Below are 24,376 nucleotides of genomic sequence, written 5' to 3' on the forward strand. Positions count from 1 at the left end.
TAATGACTTTACCCCATCCAGCACATGCCTAAAATGCCCGGCAGAAACCGGAGGAAACCACCATGAATGCCTACACCTACCTGGCCATCGCCATCTGCGCCGAAGTCATCGCCACCGCCTCCATGAAAGCGGTCAAGGGCTTGAGCACGCCGCTGCCGCTGTTGCTGATGGTGTGTGGCTACGCCATCGCCTTCTGGATGCTGACCCTGGTGGTGCGCAGCATACCGGTGGGCATTGCCTACGCGATCTGGTCTGGGCTGGGCATCGTGCTGATCAGCGTGGCAGCGCTGGTGATCTACGGGCAGAAGCTGGATGTACCGGCAATGCTGGGGATGGCGATGATCGTCGGGGGCGTGGTAGTGATCCAGCTGTTTTCGAAGACTGCCGGACACTGAGTCGCCTGGGTGTTCGGCCTCCCCGGCAAGCCGGCGGCTAGGCGGCCGGCGCGGTCGTTGAAGGAGGCGGATAGCGCAGCGATAGGGTCATGACAAGGTAAGCCTGTATACTTGCCAGCTGTCCCAGTCTCCGAGGTACCGCCATGCCATCTGCCATTTCCACTGACGTACTGATCGTCGGCGCCGGGGTCGCAGGCCTCTGGCTCAATGCTCGTCTGCGCAGACTGGGCTATTCGACAGTGCTGGTGGAGCGTGCCAGCCTGGGCGGTGAGCAGACCATCAAATCGCAAGGCATCATCCATGGCGGCACCAAGTACGCCCTGCACGGCGCCCTGACCGGCGCCTCGGAAGCCATCGCCGACATGCCGCGACGTTGGCGCGAAGCCTTGGCCGGCACCGGCGAGCTGGCGCTGGACAAGACCCGCCTGCTGTCCGATGCGCACTACCTGTGGTCCCCCGGCACCCTGGCCGGCAACCTCACCAGCTTTTTCGCCAGCAAGGCAGTGCGTGGCCGGGTAGACCAAGTCAAGGGCGAGCAACTGCCGCCTGCCCTTCAAGACCCCGCGTTCAAGGGCAAGGTCTATCGCCTGGCCGAACTGGTGATCGACGTCCCCAGCCTGCTTGCCAACCTGGCCGAGCTGGCCGGTGACAGTCTGCTGGCGGGCGAGCAGATCGAACCCTTGCGTGAAGGCCAAGCGCTGGTCGGCTTGCGCGTCGATGGCCGTGAAATCCGCGCCCAGCGCATCGTCCTCAGTGCAGGTGGCGGTACCGAGGCGCTGTTGCAGGCCCTCGGCCTCAACCAGCCAGCGATGCAGTTGCGGCCGCTGCACATGGTCATGGCCAAAGGGCCGAACCTCAAACCCCTCTACGCCCACTGCCTGGGCGGCGGCCCGAAGCCACGGGTGACGATCACCACTCACCCGGCAGCCGATGGCCAGTGGGTGTGGTACATGGGTGGCGACCTGGCCGAAGCCGATGGCGTAGCCCGCGACCCAGCCGCGCAGATCGCCGCGGCGCAAAAGGAAATCGCACACCTGCTGCCATGGGTAGACCAGACGCTACTGAAATGGGCGACCTTGCGTGTGGATCGCGCCGAACCCGCGCAATCTGGCCTGGTACGCCCGGACAATGCCTTCCTGGCCGACCAGCAGCGTCTGCTGGTGGGCTGGCCGACCAAACTGGCATTGGCCCCCGACTTCAGTGATCGGGTACTGGCAAGTCTCGATCGCGATGGCATTCGCCCAAGCGCTCAACCCGCCCTCGATAACCTTCCGCGCCCGGTGCTGGGCGTACCGGCCTGGGAGCAACTGCTGCCATGACCCTGCCTACCCTGCACGACATTCACCGCCCGCTGGGCAGCACCGGCTTCAAGGTGTCGCCCTTGGGCCTGGGAACGGTCAAGCTCGGCCGCGACCAGGGCGTCAAATACCCGAACGGCTTCACCATTCCAGACGATGACGAAGCACGCCTGCTGCTGGCCCAGGCCCGCGAGCTGGGTATCAACCTGATCGACACCGCACCGGCCTATGGCCGCAGCGAAGAACGTCTGGGCCCACTGCTGCGCGGCCAGCGCGAGCAATGGGTGATCGTCAGCAAGGTCGGCGAGGAATTCGAGAACGGCCAGTCGCACTTCGATTTCAGCGCCGCCCATACCCGCCGCTCGGTTGAGCGCAGCCTGCGCCGCCTGGAAACCGACCGCATCGAACTGGTGCTGGTGCACTCGGACGGCAATGACCTGGCCATTCTCGAGCAGCAGGAGGTCTATCAGACCCTTGCCGAGCTCAAGCAAGAGGGCAAGATCCTGGGCTTCGGCTTTTCCGGCAAGACGGTCGCCGGCGGCCTGAAGGCGCTGGAGACCGGCGATTGCGCCATGGTCACCTACAACCTCAACGAGCAGGCAGAGCGCCCGGTCCTCGACTACGCTGCCGAACATGGCAAAGCCATTCTGGTGAAGAAGGCCCTGGCCAGCGGGCACATCTGCCTGGCCCCTGGTGTCGACCCGGTGCAAGCCAGCTTCGAGCTGCTGTTCTCCCACCCTGGTGTGAGCAGTGCTATCGTCGGCACCATCAATCCGTTGCATCTGGCCCACAACGTGGCCACTGTCGCCCGCATCCTGAGCCAGCACTGAGCCGTCTGGGCCCAAGGTCTGGAGACTGATCCGACGCAAGGAGGAGCCTCGTGCCGCGTACGCTGATTCGCAAGAACCCAAGCAACTTCAAGACACTGCCCCTGCATGTCGAAGCGACGCCCGAAGGCCTGATCTACCAGAGCATCGGCATGCCGCTGAACTTCGCTCAGACCCAGCAGCGGCGCAAGGCCATCGAGCTGCCGGACAACCAGCGTTTCGTGGTCGAGCTAGCCAACCTGGGCGTCTCGGTACGCCTGACCCTGCACTGGCAGCACCGCGACTACTGGGTGCTGGTGCGCCAGCGCCGCCAGGACCGGGGCGATGTGGTGCTGAAACTGATATCCGGATATGTCCCCGCACAAGAGCTCAACCTGCCCCTGCACACGGCAGTGCAGGAGGTGGCCGAGGAATGCTTGCTGGAAACCCCGGAAGGCTGGCTGGGGGGACGCTTCAACGACACCTGGCTACCCGCGCCCTATGCCGCTGCCTTGCATTATCGTGAAACCTTGCCCTTCATCCTCACACCGGAATCCGGCGCCGCTCGCCCTGTGCATTGCGGCAACCTGATGCTACTGGAGCGGCCCAGGGCCTATGTGCATTTGCCCACCGCCTCGTTGCAGTTGATCTACGACATGCGCCTGCAGGTACCCCGGGACGCCAAGAAACTCAGCCTGTTTCACGTCGATGAGCGGCTGGAGGGTGACCAGCTGGTGGCGCGACTCAACCGCAAACGGCCTGACCTGTACCTGATGCCCCTGAAAGACGGCCAACCGCTGGCCGAGCTGTACACCCTGAAGAAAGACGAACTGGTGCCGGCCAGCACACGAGGGCTTTACCTGGCGGAGAGTTTCGCCAACCAGACAGGATGGGTCGTCAAGGAAGAGCGGATACGCTGGAAGGATTGGCTGAAACAGCAGGGGTTGGCCGATAGCAATACCGGCTCGCACTTGCGCCGGTTCGGTGAAAAGGCACGGGCGTTGCTGGCGCGGGCGCGAACCTCGTTGCACAAGTAACGCGTGGGGCCGCGAAGCGGCCCCTCTAACCTATTTCAGTGCTTGCGGATTTTCTCGACGATCGCCGTGGTCGAGCTGTTCTCGACCAGCCCCAGCACCTTCACGGTACCGCCGTAAGCCTTGACGATATCAGCGCCCACTACCTGGTCGATGCCGTAGTCACCGCCTTTGACCAGCACATCCGGCTTGACCTGGCTCAGCAGGTTCTCCGGCGTACTCTCAGGGAAGCTGATCACCCAGTCCACCGCACCCAGGCCTGCCAGCACGGCCATGCGCCGGTCGACGCTATTGATCGGCCGCCCAGGGCCTTTCAGACGGCTGACCGAAGCATCGTCATTGACCGCGACGATCAGGCGATCGCCCTGGGCCCTTGCCTGCTCCAGGTAGGTGACATGGCCGGCATGCAGGATGTCGAAGCAACCGTTGGTGAAGACGATCTTCTCTTTGTGCGCGCGGGCATCGTCGATAGCCAGCAACAACTGCTCCAGGCCCAGCACACCGCGCTCGGAGCCCTCCTCGCGCTGAATCGCCCGGCGCAATTCAGGCGCGCTGATGGCCGCAGTACCCAGCTTGCCGACCACGATACCGGCCGCCAGGTTGGCCAGCGCCACCGCGTGGGGCAGGTCCTCGCCAGCAGCGATGGCGGCCGCCAGGGTGGAAATCACGGTGTCGCCGGCACCGGTGACATCGAACACTTCACGGGCACGCGCGGGCAGGTGAAGGGCTGGCTGACCCGCACGCAGCAAGGTCATGCCGTGCTCGCCACGGGTCACCAGCAGTGCTCCCAGGTCCAGGTCCTGCAACAGTTGCAGCCCTTTGGCGACCAGTTCGGTCTCATCGGCGCAGCGGCCGACGATGGTTTCGAACTCGCTGAGGTTCGGGGTAATCAGGCTCGCGCCACGGTAGATGGAAAAGTCCTTGCCCTTGGGGTCGGCCAGCACCGGAATGCCTTTGGCCCGCGCCGCCTGGATCAGGCTTTGGTGATTGCGCAAAGCGCCTTTGCCGTAGTCGGATAGCACCAACACCTTGACGCCTTCGAGCAGGTTGTCGACCTCAGCGCCCAGCGACAGCGGGTCGGTGGCGAAGGGTTCTTCGAAGTCGATACGCAGCAGCTGCTGGTGACGGCTCATGACCCGAAGCTTGACGATGGTCGGCTGGTGCGCAATGCGCTGGAACACCGAACGCACGCCAGCGGCATGCAGGCTGTTGGCCAGGCTGTCGGCGGCCTCGTCCTGGCCGGTGACACCGACCAGCAACGCAGGCGCGCCGAGCGCCGCGATGTTCAAGGCAACGTTGGCCGCACCGCCGGGACGATCCTCGATCTGATCGACCTTGACCACCGGCACTGGCGCTTCCGGCGAGATACGCGAAGTACCGCCATGCCAGTAGCGGTCAAGCATGACATCGCCGACCACCAGTACCGGGGCTTGATCGAAACGCGGCATGGACAACTTCATGGGCAACCCAAAATGAAAAAATGAACAGGGGCAGGATATTAGCACAGGGTGGACGACGGCTTTACGGCCAGATCAGGCCCTGGAAAATTCCGGTGACAATCGGGGCCACAAGGGCCCCGACACAGGGTGTTTCAGGTGATGTCGGCCTTTTCGGGCTCGTCCAGGCCCATGGCGTGCAAGCGGGCATAATAGCCATTGGCTGCGAGCAGCTCGGCATGGGTGCCGCGCTCCACCAAACGCCCCTGGTCCATCACCAGAATCTGGTCTGCCTTTTCGATGGTAGACAATCGGTGGGCGATCACCAGCGTGGTACGACCTTGCATCACATGGTCCAGTGCCGCCTGGATATGCCGTTCGGACTCGGTATCCAGCGCCGAAGTCGCCTCATCGAGAATGAGCAATGGCGCGTTCTTGAGCAGCGCACGAGCAATGGCCAGGCGCTGGCGCTGGCCGCCGGACAACAGCACGCCGTTCTCGCCGACCTCGGTGTCGAAGCCCTTGGGCAGCTGGTCGATGAACTCCTTGGCATAGGCATCGGCGGCTGCGGCTTCGATATCCGCGCGCGGAGCCCCGGCCAGGTCGCCGTAGGCAATGTTGTTGGCCACGGTGTCGTTGAACAGGGTCACGTGCTGGTTCACCTGAGACACATGGCGACGCAGATTGCGCAAGCGGTAGTTCTCGATCTCCACGCCATCGAGCAGGATCTGCCCCTTGTCATGGTGATAGAAGCGCGGAATCAGCGCCGCCAGGGTCGACTTGCCGCTACCCGAACGCCCTACCAGAGCGATCATCTGCCCAGGTTCTGCGACAAAGCTGATGTCGCTGAGCACTTCGCGGTCGGTCCCTGGATAGGTGAAGCTCAGGTTCCGAACTTCAAGACGGCCGTCCACACGCGCCTTCTCGACCGTGCCCGTGTCGACTTCCGGCTCTTCGTCGAGCTGCTCGAAGATGCTTTCCGCACCTGCGAGGCCTTTCTGGATGGTCGAGCTGACTTCGGAAAGCTGACGGATCGGCTTGGGCAGCAGGCCTGCCGCGGTGATGTAAGCCACCAGGTCACCGGCGGTGGACTCGCCACGCAGGAACAGGACCAGGAACATCAGGGCAGCCATGGCGGTGTAGATCACCAGCTGCAACATGGGCGTGTACAACGCGCCAGTCTTGGTCATGCGCAGCTGCTTGTCGGTGTTGCTCTGGCTGGCACGACCGAAGCGGCGCTCTTCGTAGGCCTCGCCGCCGAAGCTGCGCACCACGCGGTAGCCCTGGATGGTCTCGGAGGCAACATGGGTCACATCGCCCATGGCCACCTGGATCTTCTTGCTCTGCTTGCGGAATTTCTTGCTGGCCACGCTCACCATGACCGCGATCACTGGCAGGATGGCGACCATCACCAGGGTCAGGTGCCAGTTCATCCACAGCAGGTAGGCGAACAGGAACACCACGGTAAGGCCTTCACGGATGACCACCTTGATCGCATCGGTTGCCGCGCCGGTGACCATGGTCACGTTGAAGGTGATGCGCGAAATCAGGTGCCCCGAGTTGTGGTTGTCGAAGTAACGGTTAGGCAACACCAGCAACTTGTTGAACAGCTCGACGCGCAGATCGTGCACCAGGCACAGGGAAACCTTGGCCAGGAAGTAGTTGCCGAGGAAGGACCCCAGCCCCTGCCACGCGGCGATCAAAATGATCAGCAAGGGGACTGCCTGCAGCAATTGCAGGTCGCGCAGGTAAGGTACATTGGGGAACAACACCGCTTCCGGGTTGCTCAGGCCGTCGACGAAATACTTGAGGATCCCGGCCAACATTGGCTGGGTCGAGGCGAATATGACGAAACCCACGATACTCAGCAGGAAAATGCCGACGTAAGGTTTCACGTAGCTCAGCAGCCGGAAATAGATCTTCAGGCTGGAGGTATGCTCCGCAGGTCGCGGTGTTTCGGCCATCATTGAGCTCGCTGTTGAGGTTGAACGACGAATTTTACCACAGGCGTCATTTTCGGCACTCCCCAGGGTAACAACATGGCCAAACCCACGGGCAGCCAGCTGATGAACCACTCTGCACGGGGCGTAGCGGTAAGACTGGCGGCATCGAATTGCATGGCCAGCGTGGAGAATAGCCAAAGGCCGAGCAACACCTTGCCGAACAGGCTGCTCCGGGCACGCAGGATTTCCCGCAGGGCCGACAGCCACACGGCAATCCACAGCAACATCCCCGGTACCCCCAGTTCAAGGGCCACATGGGTGAACATGTTATGGGTGTGGTCGAAGCGCCTGCCCGCTGCAAACACGTTGTAATCACCCCCCAGCCCCACGCCGGTCCATGGATGCTGGGCGATCATCTGCAACGCCACCTGGAAAATCTCGGGCCGATAGGACGCACCGCGCAGGGTGAGCAGGTCGTACATGAAGAACAACGCCATGCCACTGGCCAGCAGTGCCAAAGCCGCCACCAGGCGGCTGTACCGGTCACGGAACCACAGCGGCGCAACCACCACGGTAAAGACCAGCGACAGGATCGCCCCACGGCTCTGACTGAACGCGACGAATGCCCCCAGCAGTAGCAAAGCCAGCAGCCAGGCCAACTGCAGGCCACGATGAAGCGGAACCTCGTACAACAACACCAGCAATCCAGCGCCAATGACATAGGCACCCAGGATGGGGTGCGAAATCTCGCCGATGCCTTGCAGCCTGGACCGCAGCGCGAGCCCATGCACCCCGTAGAAGTTGATCATCGATACCAGCGCCGCGACCGCCAGCAACAGCCCACCGGCCTGCAGCAAGCGCCGCAGCCTGGGCTCGCCAGCCTGCGCCAGCAAGGGGAACGCCAGCAGGAACACCAGGACATACAGCAGGCGCTTGCTTTCACGCAGCACTTGAGGGTTCGCTGACCAGGCCAGGCTGATGGCGCTCCAGGCCAGCAGCAACAGCACGCTGCACCACAATACGGGCTGACGCCGAAAGGCCTCGGCCAGCACCTGTCGGGCAGGCCATGCCATGATCAGGGTCGGCAACCAAAGGAACAGGATCAAACCCTGCTGGTAGACCTTGTTGCTGGGTGCCAGTGCGATTGCCGCCATGAACCAGACCAGACCGAAACCCAACCAGACCTGCGCCCAGCTTTTCTGATGCAACATCTGCGCTCCCTGTGAATCACCGACACCGACATGGTGCTCACGCGTTATTTTCGGCATTATTGCCGGTCATTTTGTTCGCCAGACGGCAAGGCCCTACTCATGCATAGCTCCCGGCTCACCCAGGTCGAATTCGATCAGCTGACACTCGGCGCCCAGGTGCTCGAGGCAGACAGCCATGGAGCCAAAGTCTATCTGCTCAAGGATGGCAATTTCCTCAAGGTTTTCCGCCGCAAGCGTCTGATTTCATCTGCGCTGCTGCGCCCCTACTCCCAGCGCTTCGTCGACAACGCCGCACGCCTGGCGCAGTTGGGTATTCCGACACTGGAGGTCATCAGTCAGCACAAGCTCGACCTGCCGGGCAGGACGGCGGTGCTGTACCGCCCGCTGCCAGGCCGGACATTGTTGCAGATGTCGCGCGACGAAGGCTTCAGCTGGGACACCTACCTGCCAGAACTGATCACGCTGATTCGCCACTTGCACCGCTCTGGCATCTACTTCCGCTCGCTGCACCTGGGCAACGTGGTCGTTACCCCCGACCAGCGCCTGGGGCTGATCGACGTGGCGGACATGCGCTTCCTGCGCCCACCGCTGTCGGCGCGGATGATCCGACGCAACGTCCAGCACATGGTGCGCTATATCGAACGAGAGAAACTGGGCGATCGCTTCCCGCTCGCCGAATTCGAAGCCAGTCTGCTGGCCCGCTGAGGGTCAGCCACGCAGAAGGCTCGCCGAGCTTTCCTGAAACATCTGCCATGCCTGTTCCGGCGCCAGCACCTGGCGCTGCCGAGCAGCCATGGAGGCAGGGTCGAGCGTGATGCAGCGCTCTATCGCCACCGCCCACTCGCAAGCGTCGCCCACAGGTAAATAGCAGCCGGCGTCCTGCAACTGCTCGCGAAATACCGGCAGGTCGCTGCAAATCACAGGCACACCGGCCAGCACCGCTTCCTGCACCACCAGCCCCAAACCTTCCGAGCGCGAAGGGATCAACACCCAGTCGAATGCGCGGTACAGCTGCTGCACGTCCTCTCGATGACCGCGCAAGTGTATGCGCTCGGCCAAGCCCAACGCCTCGATTCGCGCCTGCAGGGTGGCGTGCAGCGGCCCATCGCCGAGGATCGCCAAGTGTAGGTGCGCTTGCCGGGAGGCGGCCTTGGCGAAGGCCTCGATCAGCATCTCGAACCCCTTCCCCTCCACCAGGCGGCCCACGGCCCCAAAGACCAGGTTTGGCGGCGGCAGCAGCTTCAGGGTATGTCGGGCTTGCGCCGCGTTGAGCGACGACTCGGCAACAGCCTTCGGGTCGAGCGCGATACGCAGCGTCCTGACCGGCTTGCCCAGGTCGTGCGACAGGGATTGGGCAAGGGTTTGCGAAACCGCCGCAAGATTCAGGCGGTCGGAGGGCTGTTCACGCAGCAGGCGAATGTCGGCGGCGCTTAGCCGGGTTCCGCCATGGAACAACACATTGGCCCGTAGTTCTGGCACCTGTCGCAATAGCGGCAGGACCAGACGGGCAACACCCACGCCGTCGAGCAGCAGCACTTCGGCCCGGGCCTCGACCAGCGCCTTGCGCAGGCGCCTGCGCAGCCACGGGCGCAGCAGGCGCCAGAGGTGGCGGCCCTTCAGGGCCCTCGGTGGCAGATGCCACTCCTGGGTCGGTCCGAGTGCATGGCACACGCCGCTGCCCAGCAACAACCAGTTGCTGATGCGCGCATCGGTGCCAATGCAGGCAAGCACCTGACAATGCACCTTGTGGATGGAGATGTACCGCGAACCACCCGACCACATCATGTTGACGATGTTCATGGCATAACGCTCCCCTCCCGCTCGAACCAGGTGGGACTGCGATCTCAGTGAACGAACAGGGTAATTCCCATACCAAGCAGCGCGCCTATCAGCAGCGTCAATGCCAGCTTCACCCGATCACGCTTGCGCCGCCTGGCCTTGCGCCGGTCTTCTCCGGGCAAGGTCACATGCATGCCGAAGCCGGTGTGCAAGACCGCATCGCCCTCAAGAGTCACGGCGGCCAGGTTCAACTCGGCGTAACGTCGGGAAAGCGCCTTCTCCCCAGCATAGGCGGCAAATGGTGCAAGCCGCTGATAATCGCTCAGCCGTCGCAGGCCAGGATTGAGGGAAAACGCCTGCCAGTCGGCCTTGTCGGAAAGCAACGGATAACAGGGCACGCCGGCAATCACCTGGCGCTCACCCAGGTGAATGTAGGGGCTGTGAATCGCCAGATCGTGCGCGTAACTGCGAAGCCAGACCTGCAAAAGGCCCGGACTGGCCTCCAGAATGGCATGGGAGTCCTCGACGAAACCTTGCCGGTAGAACTTCCAGTCATCCTCGCAGTGGAAGATGTAGGGTGTCTTGACGTGACGGTAGGCCAGGTCGATCGAGGCCAACTGACCGAGCTTGGGCCGATTGACGAACACCTGGCAGTGGGGCTTCCAGTGCTCGGGCACGCAGGCGTGCACGGCGTCGTCGCCTGAGTCCTCGGTGATGAAGACCTCGCGAATGGGTGCTGTGTTGCAACGGTCGAAACTGTCCAGGGTCTGCCTGAGCAGATCGAACCGTCCACAACTGGTCACGACGAGCGTGATGTCACTATCAACGGAAAAGCGCACCGGATTCCCTCCGCAATGCTTTCAACCGCTGCTCACCGTCCCTGGCGAGCGAAACGCCTGCTGGTCAGATGCCGAGCTTGAGACGAAGCCGCTGCAAGAACGTCAGCGGGGGATGAGGCCTCAGCGCAGGGCGCATGTGTTCGACGATGCTACGACCTACTTCCGCGAAGCTGAAACGGGATACGGACAAACGTCGTCCATTTTCTGCAATCCGCTGAGCCAGAGAAGGGTCTGCACGCAGTATACGAAGTTTTTCCTGCAGCATTGGAATGCTGTCGTAAAGGACTACGTTGTGCATGTCCTCAAGTCCCAGGGCGCGGTTCTCCGCCTCGCCCTGATCATAGGCCAGCAGCACGCAGCCGCAGGCCATGGCCTCGAAATTCTTGATCATGTACTCGCCCATGCCGACATCGGCGCTGACGAAGAAGCGGATGCGATTGAGCGTGTTGCAGTAGTCCTCACCCGACTTGGTGCGGGTCACCACCAGGTTTTCGACCCGTCCCAGTTCGTCCAGCAGGGCCTTGCGGCCACTGTAGGCCACGCTTTTGGTGCTGCCGACGAACGCGAGTTCGATATCGCGCTCGCGCCCCTGGTCGGCCAGCAGTTGCTCATCATAGCCCTTGGGCACGAACACCGCGTCGAAACCCTCCTGGCGCAGGCGTTCGCTGACCATGTAGCCCGAACTGATCACCCGCGCCCACGGCAGCTTGCGGTAGTGCGCGCTGAACTTGCCGGTGTACTTGCAGGGGATGTAGTTCTGGTAGGCATCGTGTTCGAGGATGACCAGGTTCGGTACGCTGCGGATGAATGCCACCTGGCGGATCTCCTGCTTGAAACGCAGGAAGAACAGAATCCGGTCGTAGCGCTCGACATCCACTTCACGCTTGAAGTAACGGCGCAGGTTGCGTTGCTCCTCGCTGCTCAGCCAGCGCAGGTCGCACTCGCAGTTGGCCGCGACGCCATCGTACAGGCGGTCGAGAATCGCCCGTTGTTCCTTCTGCACCAGAAATAGGACTTTCATTGCATTCCTTGGGCGCTCGGCGCCAACTCGGTCAACCGGAGGCGTGTTACAGCTCACGCCGCCAGAACAGTTCATGCCGGCGCACGGCCTTACGGAAGAATTCGTTCTCCCCGTAGGGCGATGGACGGCGCCCGGCCAGCCAGCGCTGCAGCAGCCGACGCACACGTCGCTTGAACGGCGCGGGCGGTTGCAGGTCGTGCATCATGCCCAGGGCCATCGCCTTGTCGCGCTGAGTTGCCACGTCCAGCACCAGGCTGCAAGGCGCCCAGGCTTGGTCGGCGCTCAGCTGCGGCGGCAAGGCTACGCCATCGCCACTGTCCCCCATCGGCCAGCGGTCGTTGTCGTGCAGATGGTTGGCGTAGCACAGCAGGGTCTGCGGTTGCCACGCCAGGCCCTGCAGGGCCTCCAGCACAGCAGCCTGGGCACAGATATGGTCTGGATGAGGGTCGAGTTGCGGATGCGGCATCACCAGCACCTCGGGCCTGGCCAGCTCCAACAGGGCACGCAGGTCGGCCAGCAGGTTGTTCCAGGTCGGCCGGCCATCGCTGTCGGCCGGCAAAGGGAACGGGTTGAACTGGCGAAACGGGCGAATATCGACCATCTCGGCTTCACGGGAAACAGCTGGCTGGTCGGGCGCGGCCTGCATGGCGGGCAATTGCAGGCAGAAATAACCCAGCTGGACGCAGCGAGACTCCGGAACGCCGGCCCAACGCGGTACGGCAATGCTGTCCCAGGCGCGCAGGCGACCCTTCAACCGCGCCGCCTCGGCACCGCTCATTCCCATCCGCTGGTAATGCTCGGCTTCGATCTCGCCTGCAGTCAGCGTCACCACCCAGGTTTCGTCAGCCTGGCTGTAGAGTCCATAGGCCGCCAGCTCGGCGTCATCGGCGTGGGGAGCGATGACCATCACCCGGCGACGCTGCAGCTCGACGCTGGGGGTTATCCACAGCCGTGGCTCGCCCTGCAGCCGGCAGCAACGTCCGCGCAACCGCAATTTCCCTGCCTGTAGCGGGGCAGCAAGGCCGGTAAGGTTGAGAAAACGCACGCCATCGACGCCACGCTCGAATGCCTGGCTGTCCTGCCCTCCGTCGCTGAACAGTTCGACACGCGGGTCGAGGAAGCGCCCGAGCCAGCGGCTCTTGACGCGCACTTGCAGCACCAAGGTTTCATCGCCATTCAGTGCGGCGTCGGTGCGCAGCGTGCCACCTTGCAGGCTGGCCTTTGCCTCGCGGGTCTGGTCACCGAAGCGATAGACGTAGTCTTCCCCCGGGGTATAGAACAGGTGGTCGGCGAACCAAGCCTCATGGGCCGCCCACAGGACAGGCAACAGCAGCAGCGCCAGCCACCACCAGGTCAGCCAGCCCAAGGCCAGCAAGAGCCCGAGGCTGGCCAGCAGGCCAAGGCGTTTGTTGCGCCGGTGACGCTTGAGCAACTGCTGCTTGCGGCTCATACCTGGAACACCGGCACGGGGTTGCACCAGCGGTCCTTGTACTCGCGGTCGGCGCGCCCGAACGAGAAACGCAGTGGCTTGTTGCGCGCCTGTGCGTCGTCCCAGGCCGCCTGGGTATTGAGGAAGCTCAACACACTACCGGGGCTGAAGGCCTTGGTTTCGGGATCGACGCCGCCGTTGATGTACTCGACGCTGACCCACTCCGGCGCCTCGACCCGATACACCAACTGGATCGCAATAGCATTGCCATCCAGCATCAGCACCGAGCCGATCAGCAGCTCGCGAAGACGCTCCAGCACCTCGGCCATGTGCGCCGCACCGGTGGCCGGGAAGCCCCAGCGCCGCTGGAACAGGTCGCAGTACATGGCGGCGATGTCGCTGGCGCTGAAGTCGCCGATCGGGCGTACCACACCGCCCGCCTCTTCCAACAGGCGCAGCTCGCGGCGCTGGTTGTAGCGAAATTTCTTCGACAGGTCTTCGTGTGCCCGCGCCATAGCCAGTTGCTCTGGTTGCGCCTTGAGGCCGGTGAACCGCCCCTGGTTGAGCTCGGACAAATAACGCCCGGCATGACGCAACGGGGCTCCTGCCTGCGCGGCGGCAGGCAGGATGATCTCGGCATTGCCCAGGTCGAAAAGGCCTTTCTTGCCGGCACGTTTGAGCACGTCCTTGGACAGCGCCAGGTGTCGCCCCCAGGTGGGGATGGCGGCCTTGAGCTCACCGCCCTGCTGCCAGCCCAGGTAACGCACGGGAATTCGCGCCAATTGGGCCAACTGCTCGACCACCAGCGGATGCGTCGCGACGCTTCCCCCGTACCGCCCCCAGACTTCGGCATAGGTTGCAGCGTCGATGGCCTGCCAGCCACGCTCGCGAAACGCTTGAATATGATTGAGCATCACGCCTGCGCCACCATCGCACGCACCTGCGGCAACTGCCAGAAGGCCTCACGCACGGCCGCGTCGGAGAAACGCTCGTGCAGGCGCTCAAGCATGTGTCCGGCGCAGGCCTGGCGTTGCTGCGCATCCAGCTGCGCCATGTGCTGCAGGCCCTGCGCCAGCTGCGCAGCATCGCCCAGCGTGAACAGCACGCCCACGCCCTCGACCACTTCGCGGGCACCGCCGCAGGCCGTGGCCAGCACCGGCACCCCGGCAACCATGGCTTCGAGCAGGACCATGCCGAAAGGTTCGTGGTCAGAGCTCAGGGCAAAAACATCGAACGCCTGGAAATAACAGCGAGCGTTCGGCACCTGGCCCAGGAAATCCACCTGGCCGGCGATACCCAACTCGCCGGCCAGCGCCTTGAGCTTACCCTCCAGACGCCCTTGCCCCAGTATGGCCAGCCGCGATCCGGCGGGCAGCCCTGGCAGTGCCTGGGCAAAGCCTCGCAGCAAGGTCGCCTGGTCCTTGTCTGGATGCAGCCGGCCAACGTTGCCGACGACCCAGGCCTGCGCATCCAGGCCCAAGGCCTCGCGGGCTTGGGCTCGGGGCACGAGCGAGGCCTGCAAGGCTTGGATGTCGATTCGGTTGTAGAGCGTCTGGATACGCTCAGCCGGCCACTGTGGCAAGCAACGGCGCATGTCGTCACGCACGGCATCGGACACACCGAGCAGGCTCAAGCGCTTGCTGAACAGGTTGGCGAACAGCCGACGACCTTTGCGCTCATAGTCACCGAAGGCATGGTGCACGCCGATCACCGGCAACCCTGTGCCCAGCAACGCAATATAGATCGGCTTGAAGCGGTGGGCGATGCAGAAACTGAATTCGCGCTCGGCGGCAATCCGGCGCAATGCGCGGATAGCCCCGAGCTTCAGGCCACGCACGGCCTTGGAGCTGAACTCCAGGAACAGCACCTCGTCCGACGCACAGCCAGCGGCAACCTGCGGGTCGGCGGCGCCGGTGAGGAACACCGTGGTGACTTTGTAGCCGGTGCCCTGGAACAGGCTGGCGTACTGACGGGCACAGTCGAGGAACGGCCCGTCATAGCCATGGCAGAACTGCAGGACGCGCAGGTCAGAGCGGCTGGTCATACGGGGCCGCACCGTCCTTGACGACCAGGATGTCTTCCATGATCAGGTACTGCAGGTCCGAGCCGAAGAACATGTTCAAGGCATCGGTCGGCGAGCAGATCATGGGTTCGCCACGACGGTTCAACGAGGTGTTCAGCGACACACCGTTGCCAGTCAGGTCTTCCAGGGCCTTCATCATGTCGTAGTAACGCGGGTTGTACTCGCGCTTGAGCACCTGGGCACGGGAGGTGCCGTCCTCGTGGACCACTTCCGGCACACGGGTCTTCCACTCTTCGGCCACTTCGAAGGTGAAGGTCATGAACGGCGCAGGGTGATCGACCTTGATCATCTGCGGTGCCACGGTGTCGAGCATCGACGGGCAGAAAGGTCTCCAGCGTTCGCGGAACTTGATCTGCTCGTTGATGCGGTCGGCCACGCCCGGCACGCTCGGGCAGCCGATGATGGAACGGCCGCCCAGGGCACGCGGACCGAACTCCATCCGGCCCTGGAACCAGGCCACCGGGTTGCCGTCGACCATGATCTTGGCGATGCGCTGCGGCATGTCGTCGATCTTGCGCCACTTCGGCGCGCTCGGGTGACGGGCACAGGCGGCGATCACGTCCTCGTTGGAGTAGGACGGGCCGAGGTAGACGTGTTCCATCTTCTCGACCGGCACGCCCCGGGCATGGGAAACATAGGCTGCGGCACCCACGGCGGTACCGGCGTCGCCGGAAGCCGGCTGGACGAACAGCTCCTTGACGTCGGGGCGAGCGATGATTTTCTGGTTGAGCTTGACGTTCAGCGCGCAGCCGCCGGCGAAAGCGAGCTTGCCGGTCTGCTTGAGGGTGTCGCCCAGGTAGTAGTCGATCATCTGCAGGGCGATTTTCTCGAACAGCGCCTGCATGCTGGCCGCGTAGTGAATGTACGGCTCGTCGGCGATATCGCCTTCACGCTTCGGCCCCAGCCACTCGATGAGCTTCGGCGAGAAGTAGAAGCCTTTGCCCTTCTCTTTATAGCGGCGCAGGCCGATGACGTTGGCGTACTCGGTGTTGATCACCAGTTCGCCATTCTCGAAGCTGGCCAGGCGGGAGAAGTCGTACTTGCTGGCATCGCCGTACGGCGCCATGCCCATGACCTTGAACTCGCCGTCGAGCATTTCGAAACCGAGGAACTCGGTGATCGCGCCATACAGGCCGCCCAGCGAGTCCGGATCGAAGAACTCCTTGATCTTGTGGATCTTGCCGTTTTCGCCGTAGCCAAAGAAGGTGGTGGCGTACTCGCCCTTGCCGTCGATGCCGAGGATCGCGGTTTTTTCCTTGAAGCCCGAGCAGTGGTAGGCACTGGAAGCGTGCGCCAGGTGGTGTTCGACGGGTTCGATCTTGACCTTTTTCGGGTCGAAGCCGAGTTGTTCCAGGCACCAGACGATCTTCTTGCGGTAGCGCTTGTAGCGACGGTTGCCCATCAGGATGGCGTCGAGCGCGCGGTCCGGGGCGTACCAATAGCGCTTGGCATAGTGCCAGCGGGCCTTGCCGAACAGGCTGATCGGGGCGAACGGAATGGCCACCACGTCCACATCGGACGGTTTGATGCCAGCCTGCTCCAGGCAGAACTTCGCCGACTCGTAGGGCATGCGGTTCTTCGCATGCTTGTCACGCACGAAGCGCTCTTCTTCGGCGGCGGCAATCAGTTTGCCGTCGATGTACAGGGCCGCGGAAGGGTCATGGCTAAGGGCGCCGGACAGGCCAAGAATCGTCAATGCCAAGGGACTAGCCTCTTCATTCGGTAGAGATGCGCCAGCGGCCTCATAGGCGGGTGGCGGCTAAAAGGCGGGATTATAACGCAAACAGCATGGCCTGCACGGTCGTTGTAGGGGCGGCCTTGTGTCGCGAAAGGGCCGCCGACGCGCGCCGAGCTCACCGCGGGATTGGCGGGGGTGTCGTGCAAGCCTTTCGCGACACAAGGCCGCCCCCACAGTGAAACATGCCGATCGGTTATTCAGCGATCAGCCAGTCCATACGATAGCTGCCCGCGGTTTGGGCCAGCTCCTTGGCCAGCCATGGCAGCAGCTCCTTGAGCTCTTCCTCCAGGCCCCATGGCGGGTTGGCGATAGCCAGGCCGGAGCCGTTGAGCCCCTGCGGGCTGTCCTGGTGATGCACGTACAGCTCGACCCGCAGCAGCTTCGGCGCGCCGGTGCTGGTCAGGTCCTGATAGAAGCGGGTCAGCGAGCGCTGGTCCTTGATCGGGTACCAGATGGCCGCGACGGTCTGGCGCATGCGGCCGATGGCCTCTTTCATCGCCACGGTACAACGCTTGAGCTCGTCAGCCTGCTCGAATGGCGGATCGATCAGCATGATCGCGCGCTTTTCCTGTACCGGCAGCAATGCCCGCGGCACATGCCAACCCTCACCCAGGTGCACGACCACACGCGGGTCTTTCTTCATGTTTTCCTTGAGCAGCGGACCGTCTTCAGGGTGCTTCTCGTTGAGCAGCGCACGGTCCTGCTGGCGCATCAGGCGCCGGGCCAGCTCAGGCGAACCGGGGTAGTAACGCAGCTCGCCATCGGCATTCAGGCGTTTGATGATGCGCAGGTAATCGGCGGTCGCTGCCGGCAGGTCATCGCGATTCCACAGCCGGGCGACGCCTTCGAGATACTCGCCGGTGCGGGTAGCCTGGTCGCCTTGCAGGTCATACAGCCCAAGGCCGGCGTGGGTGTCGATATAGGCGAACGGCTGTTCCTTGCGCGACATCAGGGCGATGAGGCGAGTCAGCACGATGTGCTTGAGGACGTCGGCGTGGTTGCCGGCGTGGAAGGCGTGACGATAGTTCATGGCAACTCCTGCGGGGGCGGCAAGTTTACCTTGCCTTGCGGGCGGAGTCAGGCCCGGCAGCCGATCGGTGGCCAGCCTTCGCCGGCAGGCCGACTCCTGCAGGGGACGCAGGAGCCGGCTTGGCGGCGCAGGACTACACCGAGTCAGCAGGCATTACTTGCCAGCGTGATACGCGGCATCAGCCTTCTCGAAGCAAGTGACCATGCTCTTCGACGGGCTGCCCAGCTTGCTCACCAACAGGATGGCGAGGGTGGCGAACAGGAAGCCTGGAATGATCTCGTACAGACCCAGACCTACATAGTTCTTCCACAGGATCACGGTGAGTGCACCGACCACGATGCCAGCCAGCGCGCCGTTACGGGTCATGCCTTTCCACAGCACCGAGATCAGAACGACCGGACCGAACGCGGCGCCGAAGCCTGCCCAGGCGTATGCCACCAGGCCCAGCACGCGGTTTTCCGGATTGGACGCCATGGCGATGGCGATCAGGGCAACGGCCAGCACCATCAGGCGACCGACCCAGACCAGTTCCTTCTGGGACGCATTCTTGCGCAGGAACGATTTGTAGAAGTCTTCGGTCAGCGCACTGGAGCACACCAGCAGCTGGCAGCTCAGGGTGCTCATCACCGCCGCCAAAATGGCCGACAGCAGCACACCGGCGATCCAAGGGTTGAACAGGATCTTGGCCAGCTCGATGAATACGCGCTCGTGGTTTTCGGTGACCGGGCCTGCCAGCTCAGGGTGAGCCGAGAAGTAGGCGATGCCGAAGAAGCCGACGGCGCAGGTACCGGCCAGGCACAGGATCATCCAGGTCATCGAAATGCGACGGGCGTTGGCGATGGACTTGACCGAATCGGCTGCCATGAAGCGTGCCAGGATGTGCGGCTGGCCGAAGTAGCCCAGGCCCCAACCCATCAGCGAGATGACACCGATGAAGGTCGCACCGCGGAACATGTCGAAGTTCGCCGGGTTCTGCGCCTCGATGGCCAGGAAGGTGGTATCGAAGCCGCCAGTGGAGATCAGCACGATGATCGGGGTGAGGATCAGCGCGAAGATCATCAGCGAAGCCTGCACGGTGTCGGTCCAGCTCACTGCCAGGAAGCCGCCGACGAAGGTGTAGGCGATGGTCGCGGCAGCACCGGCCCACAGTGCAGTCTCGTAGGACATGCCGAAGGTGCTTTCGAACAGACGGGCGCCCGCAACGATGCCGGAGGCGCAATAGATGGTGAAGAACACCAGGATCACGATGGCCGAGATGACTCGCAGCAGACCGCTGTTGTCCTCGAACCGGCTCGAGAAATAGTCCGGCAGGGTCAGCGCATCGCCGTTGTACTCGGTCTGCACACGCAGACGACCGGCGACGAACAGCCAGTTGAGGTAGGCACCGATGGTCAGGCCAATGGCGATCCAGGCTTCGGAAAGACCTGCGAAGTAGATGGCGCCCGGCAGGCCCATCAGCAGCCAGCCGCTCATGTCGGAAGCGCCGGCGGAAAGCGCGGTAACCACGCTGCCCAGGCTACGACCGCCAAGGATGTAGTCGGAAAGGTTCTTGGTGGAGCGATAGGCGGCGAAGCCGATCAGCACCATTGCCGCGATGTAGATCACGAAGGTGATCGTTAGTGGATTGCCCATGCGTGTGCCCTGGCGTTTGTTTTTATCTCATGCGCAACCGTAGCGAGACGGTTGCACCCAGGCGGCGAATCCTATGCAACAACGCAAAGTGGGTGCAACCATTTTTCACTTGCAAGTTGCACCTGCCCGAGCGTTTTCAGAGAAAGCCGATTTCTTGCTCCCTTTTGGAGCAAAAACCCCGTTTTTCAGAAGAAAATGCACCAGGAACGCCTCGTTTTCGGATCCCAAGCACCCGACCGGACGAGTTGCACCTTTTCCCGAAAAAATTCGGGTTGCACCTGGTTGCACCCGGAAACACCTACGGATACTCTTGGCACAGCTTAGGCCACAGCCGTGGCAATAACGAGGATAAGAAATGGCGACGACCACCCTTGGGGTCAAACTCGACGACCCGACCCGTGAGCGACTCAAAGCAGCTGCGCAGTCCATCGACCGCACGCCGCATTGGTTGATCAAGCAAGCGATCTTCAACTATCTGGAGAAGCTAGAGGGTGGCGCCACCCTGACCGAACTCAACGGTCATGCCAGCAACCTGGCGGACGAAGCTGGCGAAGTCCAGCCCGACCACGTCCACCAGTGCTTCCTAGAGTTCGCCGAGAGCATCCTGCCGCAATCGGTACTGCGCTCGGCCATCACTGCCGCCTATCGCCGTCCGGAGCAGGAAGTCATTCCGATGCTGCTGGAGCAGGCTCGCCTGAGCGCAGCGCAAGCCGAAGCCACCAACAAGATGGCCGCCGGCATCGCTGAAAAATTGCGTAACCAGAAGAGCGCTGGAGGCCGTGCCGGTATCGTCCAGGGCCTGCTGCAGGAGTTTTCGCTGTCGTCCCAGGAGGGCGTAGCCCTGATGTGCCTGGCCGAAGCCCTGCTGCGCATCCCTGACAAAGGCACTCGCGACGCCCTGATCCGGGACAAGATCAGTACTGGCAACTGGCAGCCGCACCTGGGCAACAGCCCGTCGCTGTTCGTCAATGCCGCCACCTGGGGCCTGCTGCTGACCGGCAAGCTGGTCAGCACCCACAACGAATCCGGCCTGACCTCCTCGCTCACCCGCATCATCGGCAAGAGCGGCGAACCGATGATCCGCAAGGGCGTCGACATGGCCATGCGCCTGATGGGTGAGCAATTCGTCACCGGTGAAACCATCGCCGAAGCCCTGGCCAACGCCAGCCGTTTCGAGTCCAAAGGTTTCCGCTATTCCTACGACATGCTCGGCGAAGCCGCACTGACCGAGCACGATGCGCAGAAATACCTGGCGTCCTACGAACAAGCCATTCACTCGATCGGCAAGGCCTCCCATGGCCGCGGCATCTATGAAGGCCCGGGCATCTCCATCAAGCTGTCGGCCCTGCACCCACGCTACAGCCGCGCCCAGTACGAGCGCGTGATGGAAGAGCTGTACCCGCGCCTGCTGTCACTGACCCTGCTGGCCAAGCAGTACGACATCGGCCTGAACATCGACGCCGAAGAAGCCGACCGCCTCGAACTGTCCCTCGACCTGCTCGAGCGCCTGTGCTTCGAGCCGTCGCTGGCAGGCTGGAACGGTATCGGTTTCGTTATCCAGGCCTATCAGAAGCGCTGCCCGTACGTGATCGACTACGTCATCGACCTGGCCAAGCGCAGCCGTCACCGCCTGATGATCCGACTGGTGAAAGGCGCCTACTGGGACAGCGAGATCAAGCGCGCCCAAGTGGAAGGCCTGGAAGGCTACCCGGTCTATACCCGCAAGGTGTACACCGACGTTTCCTACATCGCCTGTGCCCGCAAGCTGCTGTCGGTGCCAGAAGCCATCTACCCGCAGTTCGCCACCCACAACGCCCACACCCTGTCGGCCATCTACCACATCGCCGGCCAGAACTACTATCCGGGCCAGTATGAGTTCCAGTGCCTGCACGGCATGGGCGAGCCGCTGTACGAGCAGGTTGTCGGCAAGATCTCCGAAGGCAAGCTCAACCGCCCGTGCCGCGTCTATGCACCGGTCGGTACGCACGAAACGCTGCTGGCCTACCTGGTACGTCGTCTGCTGGAAAACGGCGCCAACACCTCGTTCGTCAACCGCATTGCCGACCACTCGATCTCGATCCAGGAACTGGTCGCCGACCCAGTCGCCAGCATCGAGCGCATGGCCACTCAGGAAGGCAGCATCGGCCTGCCACACCCGCGCATCCCGCTGCCGCGTGATCTGTACGGCACCGAGCGAGCCAACTCCGCCGGTATCGACATGGCCAACGAACATCGCCTGGCGTCGCTGTCCTGCGCCATGCTGGCCACCGCTCACAACGACTGGAAAGCCGCCCCGCTGCTGGCCTGCGCCGCCAGCGAAAGCACTGCCGCGCCGGTACTGAACCCAGCCGACCATCGTGACGTGGTCGGTCACGTTCAGGAAGCCACGGTTGCCGACGTAGACAACGCCATCCAGTGCGCGCTCAATGCCGGGCCGATCTGGCAGGCCACTCCACCGGCCGAACGCGCGGCGATCCTCGAACGCACCGCCGACCTGATGGAAGCCGAGATCCAGCCGCTGATGGGCCTGCTCATCCGCGAAGCCGGCAAGACCTTCGCCAACGCCATCGCCGAAGTGCGCGAGGCGGTGGACTTCCTGCGCTACTACGCAGTACAGGCACGCAACGACTTCAGCAACGACGCCCACCGCCCACTGGGCCCGGTGGTGTGCATCAGCCCGTGGAACTTCCCGCTGGCGATCTTCACCGGCCAAGTGGCCGCGGCGCTGGCTGCCGGTAACCCGGTGCTGGCCAAGCCGGCCGAGCAAACCCCGCTGATCGCAGCCCAGGCCGTGCGTCTGCTGCTGGAAGCCGGCATTCCGGAAGGCGTGCTGCAACTGCTGCCAGGCCGCGGTGAAACCGTCGGCGCCGGCCTGGTCGGTGACGAGCGCGTCAAGGGTGTCATGTTCACCGGCTCCACCGAAGTTGCTCGCCTGCTGCAACGCAACGTCGCCGGTCGCCTGGACAACCAGGGCCGCCCAATTCCGCTGATCGCCGAAACCGGTGGCCAGAACGCAATGATCGTCGACTCTTCGGCCCTGACCGAACAGGTGGTGATCGACGTGGTGTCCTCGGCCTTCGACAGTGCTGGCCAGCGTTGCTCGGCCCTGCGGGTCCTGTGCCTGCAGGAAGACTCCGCTGACCGCGTGATCGAGATGCTCAAGGGCGCCATGGCCGAAAGCCGCCTGGGCAACCCGGACCGCTTGGCCGTGGACATCGGCCCGGTGATCGACGCCGAGGCCAAGGCTGGCATCGAGAAGCACATCCAGGGTATGCGCGAGAAAGGTCGCTCGGTCTACCAGGTCGCCATCGCCAACGCCGAGGAATGCAAGCGCGGCACCTTCGTCATGCCGACCCTGATCGAACTGGAGAGCTTCGACGAGCTCAAGCGCGAGATCTTTGGTCCTGTGCTGCACGTCGTGCGCTACAACCGCCGCAACCTCGACCAGCTGATCGAGCAGATCAATGCTTCCGGCTATGGCCTGACCCTCGGCGTGCATACCCGTATCGACGAGACCATCGCCAAGGTGGTCGAGACCGCTAACGCTGGCAACATGTACGTCAACCGCAACATCGTCGGCGCGGTGGTGGGTGTACAGCCATTCGGTGGCGAAGGCCTGTCCGGCACCGGCCCGAAAGCGGGCGGCCCGCTGTACCTGTATCGCCTGCTGTCGACCCGTCCGGCCGATGCCATTGCCCGTCACTTCCAGCATCAGGATGGCGAAGGCAAGCCGGACCGCACCTTGCACGAACAGCTGACCAAGCCGCTGCACAGCCTCAAGGCCTGGGCAGACAGCAACCAGCTGAGCGATCTGGCCGCCCTCTGCGAGCAGTTCGCCGCGCAGTCGCAAAGCGGTATCTCCCGCGTCCTGCCAGGACCGACTGGCGAGCGCAACAGCTACACCATCCTGCCACGCGAGCACGTGCTGTGCCTGGCGGACAACGAAGCGGACCTGCTGGCTCAGTTGGCTGCAGTGCTGGCGGTCGGCAGCTCGGCGGTGTTCCAGGATGGCGAACCGGCCAAGAGCCTGCGCGCCCGCCTGCCGAAAGAGCTGCAGGCCAAGGTCAAGCTGGTGGCTGACTGGAACAAGGACGAAGTGGCCTTCGATGCAGTCCTCCATCATGGCGACTCGGACCAGCTGCGCGGCATTTGCCAACAGGTGGCCAAGCGTGCCGGTGCGATCGTCGGCGTTCACGGGCTGTCCAGCGGCGACCATCAGATTGCGCTGGAGCGATTGGTGATCGAGCGCGCGGTAAGTGTGAACACCGCAGCGGCGGGCGGTAACGCCAGCTTGATGACCATTGGCTGATTGGGCTGATGCGAAAAGGAAGGAGAGCTTAGGCTCTCCTTTTTTTTGGCTGGCGTTCAGGTAATGCATATGGCGATGCTTCAGGGGGGGTCGACGTAGGCGTTGCAGTGGCCGTGAGATCGAGCGCCGCCCGCGCGGCGCATCGCGAGCAAGGCTCGCTCCTACGTTTGTTTCGGGCCAATTATTCCTGTGATATTGGCGCGCGACCGCTTTGGTGAACGGCGCGATATCGAGTCGTCCAAACAAGACGGTCGCCCGCGTCTGCCACTGGCGTTACTGGCCCGAAACAGCCGTAGGAGCGAGCCTTGCTCGCGATGCGCCGCGCGGGCGGCGCTCGATCTCAAGACCCCAGCCAAACCAACGACAAGCACCTGCCCGCCATCACGTCTTCCA

Annotated in this window: 17 protein-coding genes and 1 pseudogene; 6 read left to right on the forward strand and 12 right to left on the reverse strand. The window is 63.2% G+C overall.

The window, feature by feature from the left end; all coding sequences use genetic code 11:
* Window positions 1-62 precede the first annotated feature (62 nt).
* From C4Q26_RS09275 to C4Q26_RS09290, 4 genes are all read left to right on the forward strand, one after another.
* Window positions 63-395 (forward strand): multidrug efflux SMR transporter, encoded by a 333-nt coding sequence (locus tag C4Q26_RS09275; RefSeq protein ID WP_023378427.1) that lies wholly within the window; start codon window positions 63-65, stop codon window positions 393-395.
* Between the two features lie 143 nt (window positions 396-538).
* Window positions 539-1,714, forward strand: coding sequence for an FAD-binding oxidoreductase (locus tag C4Q26_RS09280; protein ID WP_104883016.1), 1,176 nt, complete (start codon window positions 539-541; stop codon window positions 1,712-1,714).
* A complete protein-coding gene (locus C4Q26_RS09285) occupies window positions 1,711-2,523 on the forward strand; it encodes an aldo/keto reductase (RefSeq protein ID WP_023378425.1) in 813 nt (270 codons plus the stop codon). The genes C4Q26_RS09280 and C4Q26_RS09285 overlap by 4 nt, the downstream gene beginning before the upstream one ends.
* Window positions 2,524-2,573: 50 nt before the next feature.
* Window positions 2,574-3,536: a metal ABC transporter ATPase gene (locus tag C4Q26_RS09290; protein WP_104882241.1), complete on the forward strand. Its 963-nt coding sequence runs from the start codon at window positions 2,574-2,576 to the stop codon at window positions 3,534-3,536.
* Window positions 3,537-3,571: 35 nt separating this feature from the next.
* Here C4Q26_RS09290 and hldE read toward each other — a convergent pair whose 3' ends face one another.
* The 3 genes and pseudogenes from hldE to C4Q26_RS09305 form a co-directional block, all read right to left on the reverse strand.
* Entirely contained in the window at window positions 3,572-4,993 is a 1,422-nt protein-coding gene (gene hldE / locus C4Q26_RS09295; protein ID WP_023378423.1) for a bifunctional D-glycero-beta-D-manno-heptose-7-phosphate kinase/D-glycero-beta-D-manno-heptose 1-phosphate adenylyltransferase HldE, read from the reverse strand.
* A 131-nt stretch (window positions 4,994-5,124) separates the two neighbouring features.
* Window positions 5,125-6,933, reverse strand: coding sequence for a lipid A export permease/ATP-binding protein MsbA (msbA, locus tag C4Q26_RS09300; RefSeq protein ID WP_023378422.1), 1,809 nt, complete (start codon window positions 6,931-6,933; stop codon window positions 5,125-5,127).
* An 18-nt stretch (window positions 6,934-6,951) separates the two neighbouring features.
* Window positions 6,952-8,123: pseudogene (locus C4Q26_RS09305) on the reverse strand (O-antigen ligase family protein); the annotation flags it as partial.
* Between the two features lie 99 nt (window positions 8,124-8,222).
* Here C4Q26_RS09305 and C4Q26_RS09310 point away from each other — a divergent pair.
* Complete coding sequence (locus tag C4Q26_RS09310; protein WP_023378420.1) at window positions 8,223-8,828, forward strand: toluene tolerance protein; 606 nt, start codon at window positions 8,223-8,225, stop codon at window positions 8,826-8,828.
* 3 nt (window positions 8,829-8,831) lie between these two features.
* Here C4Q26_RS09310 and C4Q26_RS09315 read toward each other — a convergent pair whose 3' ends face one another.
* The 9 genes from C4Q26_RS09315 to putP form a co-directional block, all read right to left on the reverse strand.
* Window positions 8,832-9,923 (reverse strand): glycosyltransferase, encoded by a 1,092-nt coding sequence (locus tag C4Q26_RS09315; RefSeq protein ID WP_023378419.1) that lies wholly within the window; start codon window positions 9,921-9,923, stop codon window positions 8,832-8,834.
* A gap of 44 nt (window positions 9,924-9,967) precedes the next feature.
* Window positions 9,968-10,741, reverse strand: coding sequence for a glycosyltransferase family 2 protein (locus C4Q26_RS09320; protein WP_104883018.1), 774 nt, complete (start codon window positions 10,739-10,741; stop codon window positions 9,968-9,970).
* 64 nt (window positions 10,742-10,805) lie between these two features.
* A complete protein-coding gene (locus tag C4Q26_RS09325) occupies window positions 10,806-11,762 on the reverse strand; it encodes a glycosyltransferase (RefSeq protein ID WP_104883019.1) in 957 nt (318 codons plus the stop codon).
* A gap of 46 nt (window positions 11,763-11,808) precedes the next feature.
* The gene (locus tag C4Q26_RS09330; RefSeq protein WP_023378416.1) at window positions 11,809-13,212 is read right to left on the reverse strand and encodes a PIG-L deacetylase family protein; all 1,404 of its coding nucleotides are present in this window, start codon (window positions 13,210-13,212) and stop codon (window positions 11,809-11,811) included.
* Window positions 13,209-14,105: an antimicrobial resistance protein Mig-14 gene (locus C4Q26_RS09335; RefSeq protein ID WP_104883020.1), complete on the reverse strand. Its 897-nt coding sequence runs from the start codon at window positions 14,103-14,105 to the stop codon at window positions 13,209-13,211. The genes C4Q26_RS09330 and C4Q26_RS09335 overlap by 4 nt, the downstream gene beginning before the upstream one ends.
* Window positions 14,105-15,235, reverse strand: a complete 1,131-nt coding sequence (locus C4Q26_RS09340) for a glycosyltransferase (RefSeq protein WP_023378414.1) — start codon at window positions 15,233-15,235, stop codon at window positions 14,105-14,107. The genes C4Q26_RS09335 and C4Q26_RS09340 overlap by 1 nt, the downstream gene beginning before the upstream one ends.
* The gene (locus tag C4Q26_RS09345) at window positions 15,219-16,976 is read right to left on the reverse strand and encodes a carbamoyltransferase (protein WP_023378413.1); all 1,758 of its coding nucleotides are present in this window, start codon (window positions 16,974-16,976) and stop codon (window positions 15,219-15,221) included. Before C4Q26_RS09345 ends, C4Q26_RS09340 begins: the two co-directional genes overlap by 17 nt.
* 229 nt (window positions 16,977-17,205) lie before the next feature.
* Entirely contained in the window at window positions 17,206-18,042 is an 837-nt protein-coding gene (locus C4Q26_RS09350; RefSeq protein WP_023378412.1) for a 23S rRNA (adenine(2030)-N(6))-methyltransferase RlmJ, read from the reverse strand.
* A gap of 153 nt (window positions 18,043-18,195) precedes the next feature.
* A complete protein-coding gene (gene putP, locus C4Q26_RS09355; protein ID WP_023378411.1) occupies window positions 18,196-19,674 on the reverse strand; it encodes a sodium/proline symporter PutP in 1,479 nt (492 codons plus the stop codon).
* A gap of 355 nt (window positions 19,675-20,029) precedes the next feature.
* Between putP and putA the strand changes: the two genes are divergently transcribed.
* Window positions 20,030-23,983, forward strand: a complete 3,954-nt coding sequence (putA, locus tag C4Q26_RS09360; RefSeq protein WP_023378410.1) for a trifunctional transcriptional regulator/proline dehydrogenase/L-glutamate gamma-semialdehyde dehydrogenase — start codon at window positions 20,030-20,032, stop codon at window positions 23,981-23,983.
* Window positions 23,984-24,376: the final 393 nt, after the last annotated feature.

The organism is Pseudomonas sp. SWI44 (assembly GCF_002947915.1).
Classification (GTDB): domain Bacteria; phylum Pseudomonadota; class Gammaproteobacteria; order Pseudomonadales; family Pseudomonadaceae; genus Aquipseudomonas; species Aquipseudomonas taiwanensis.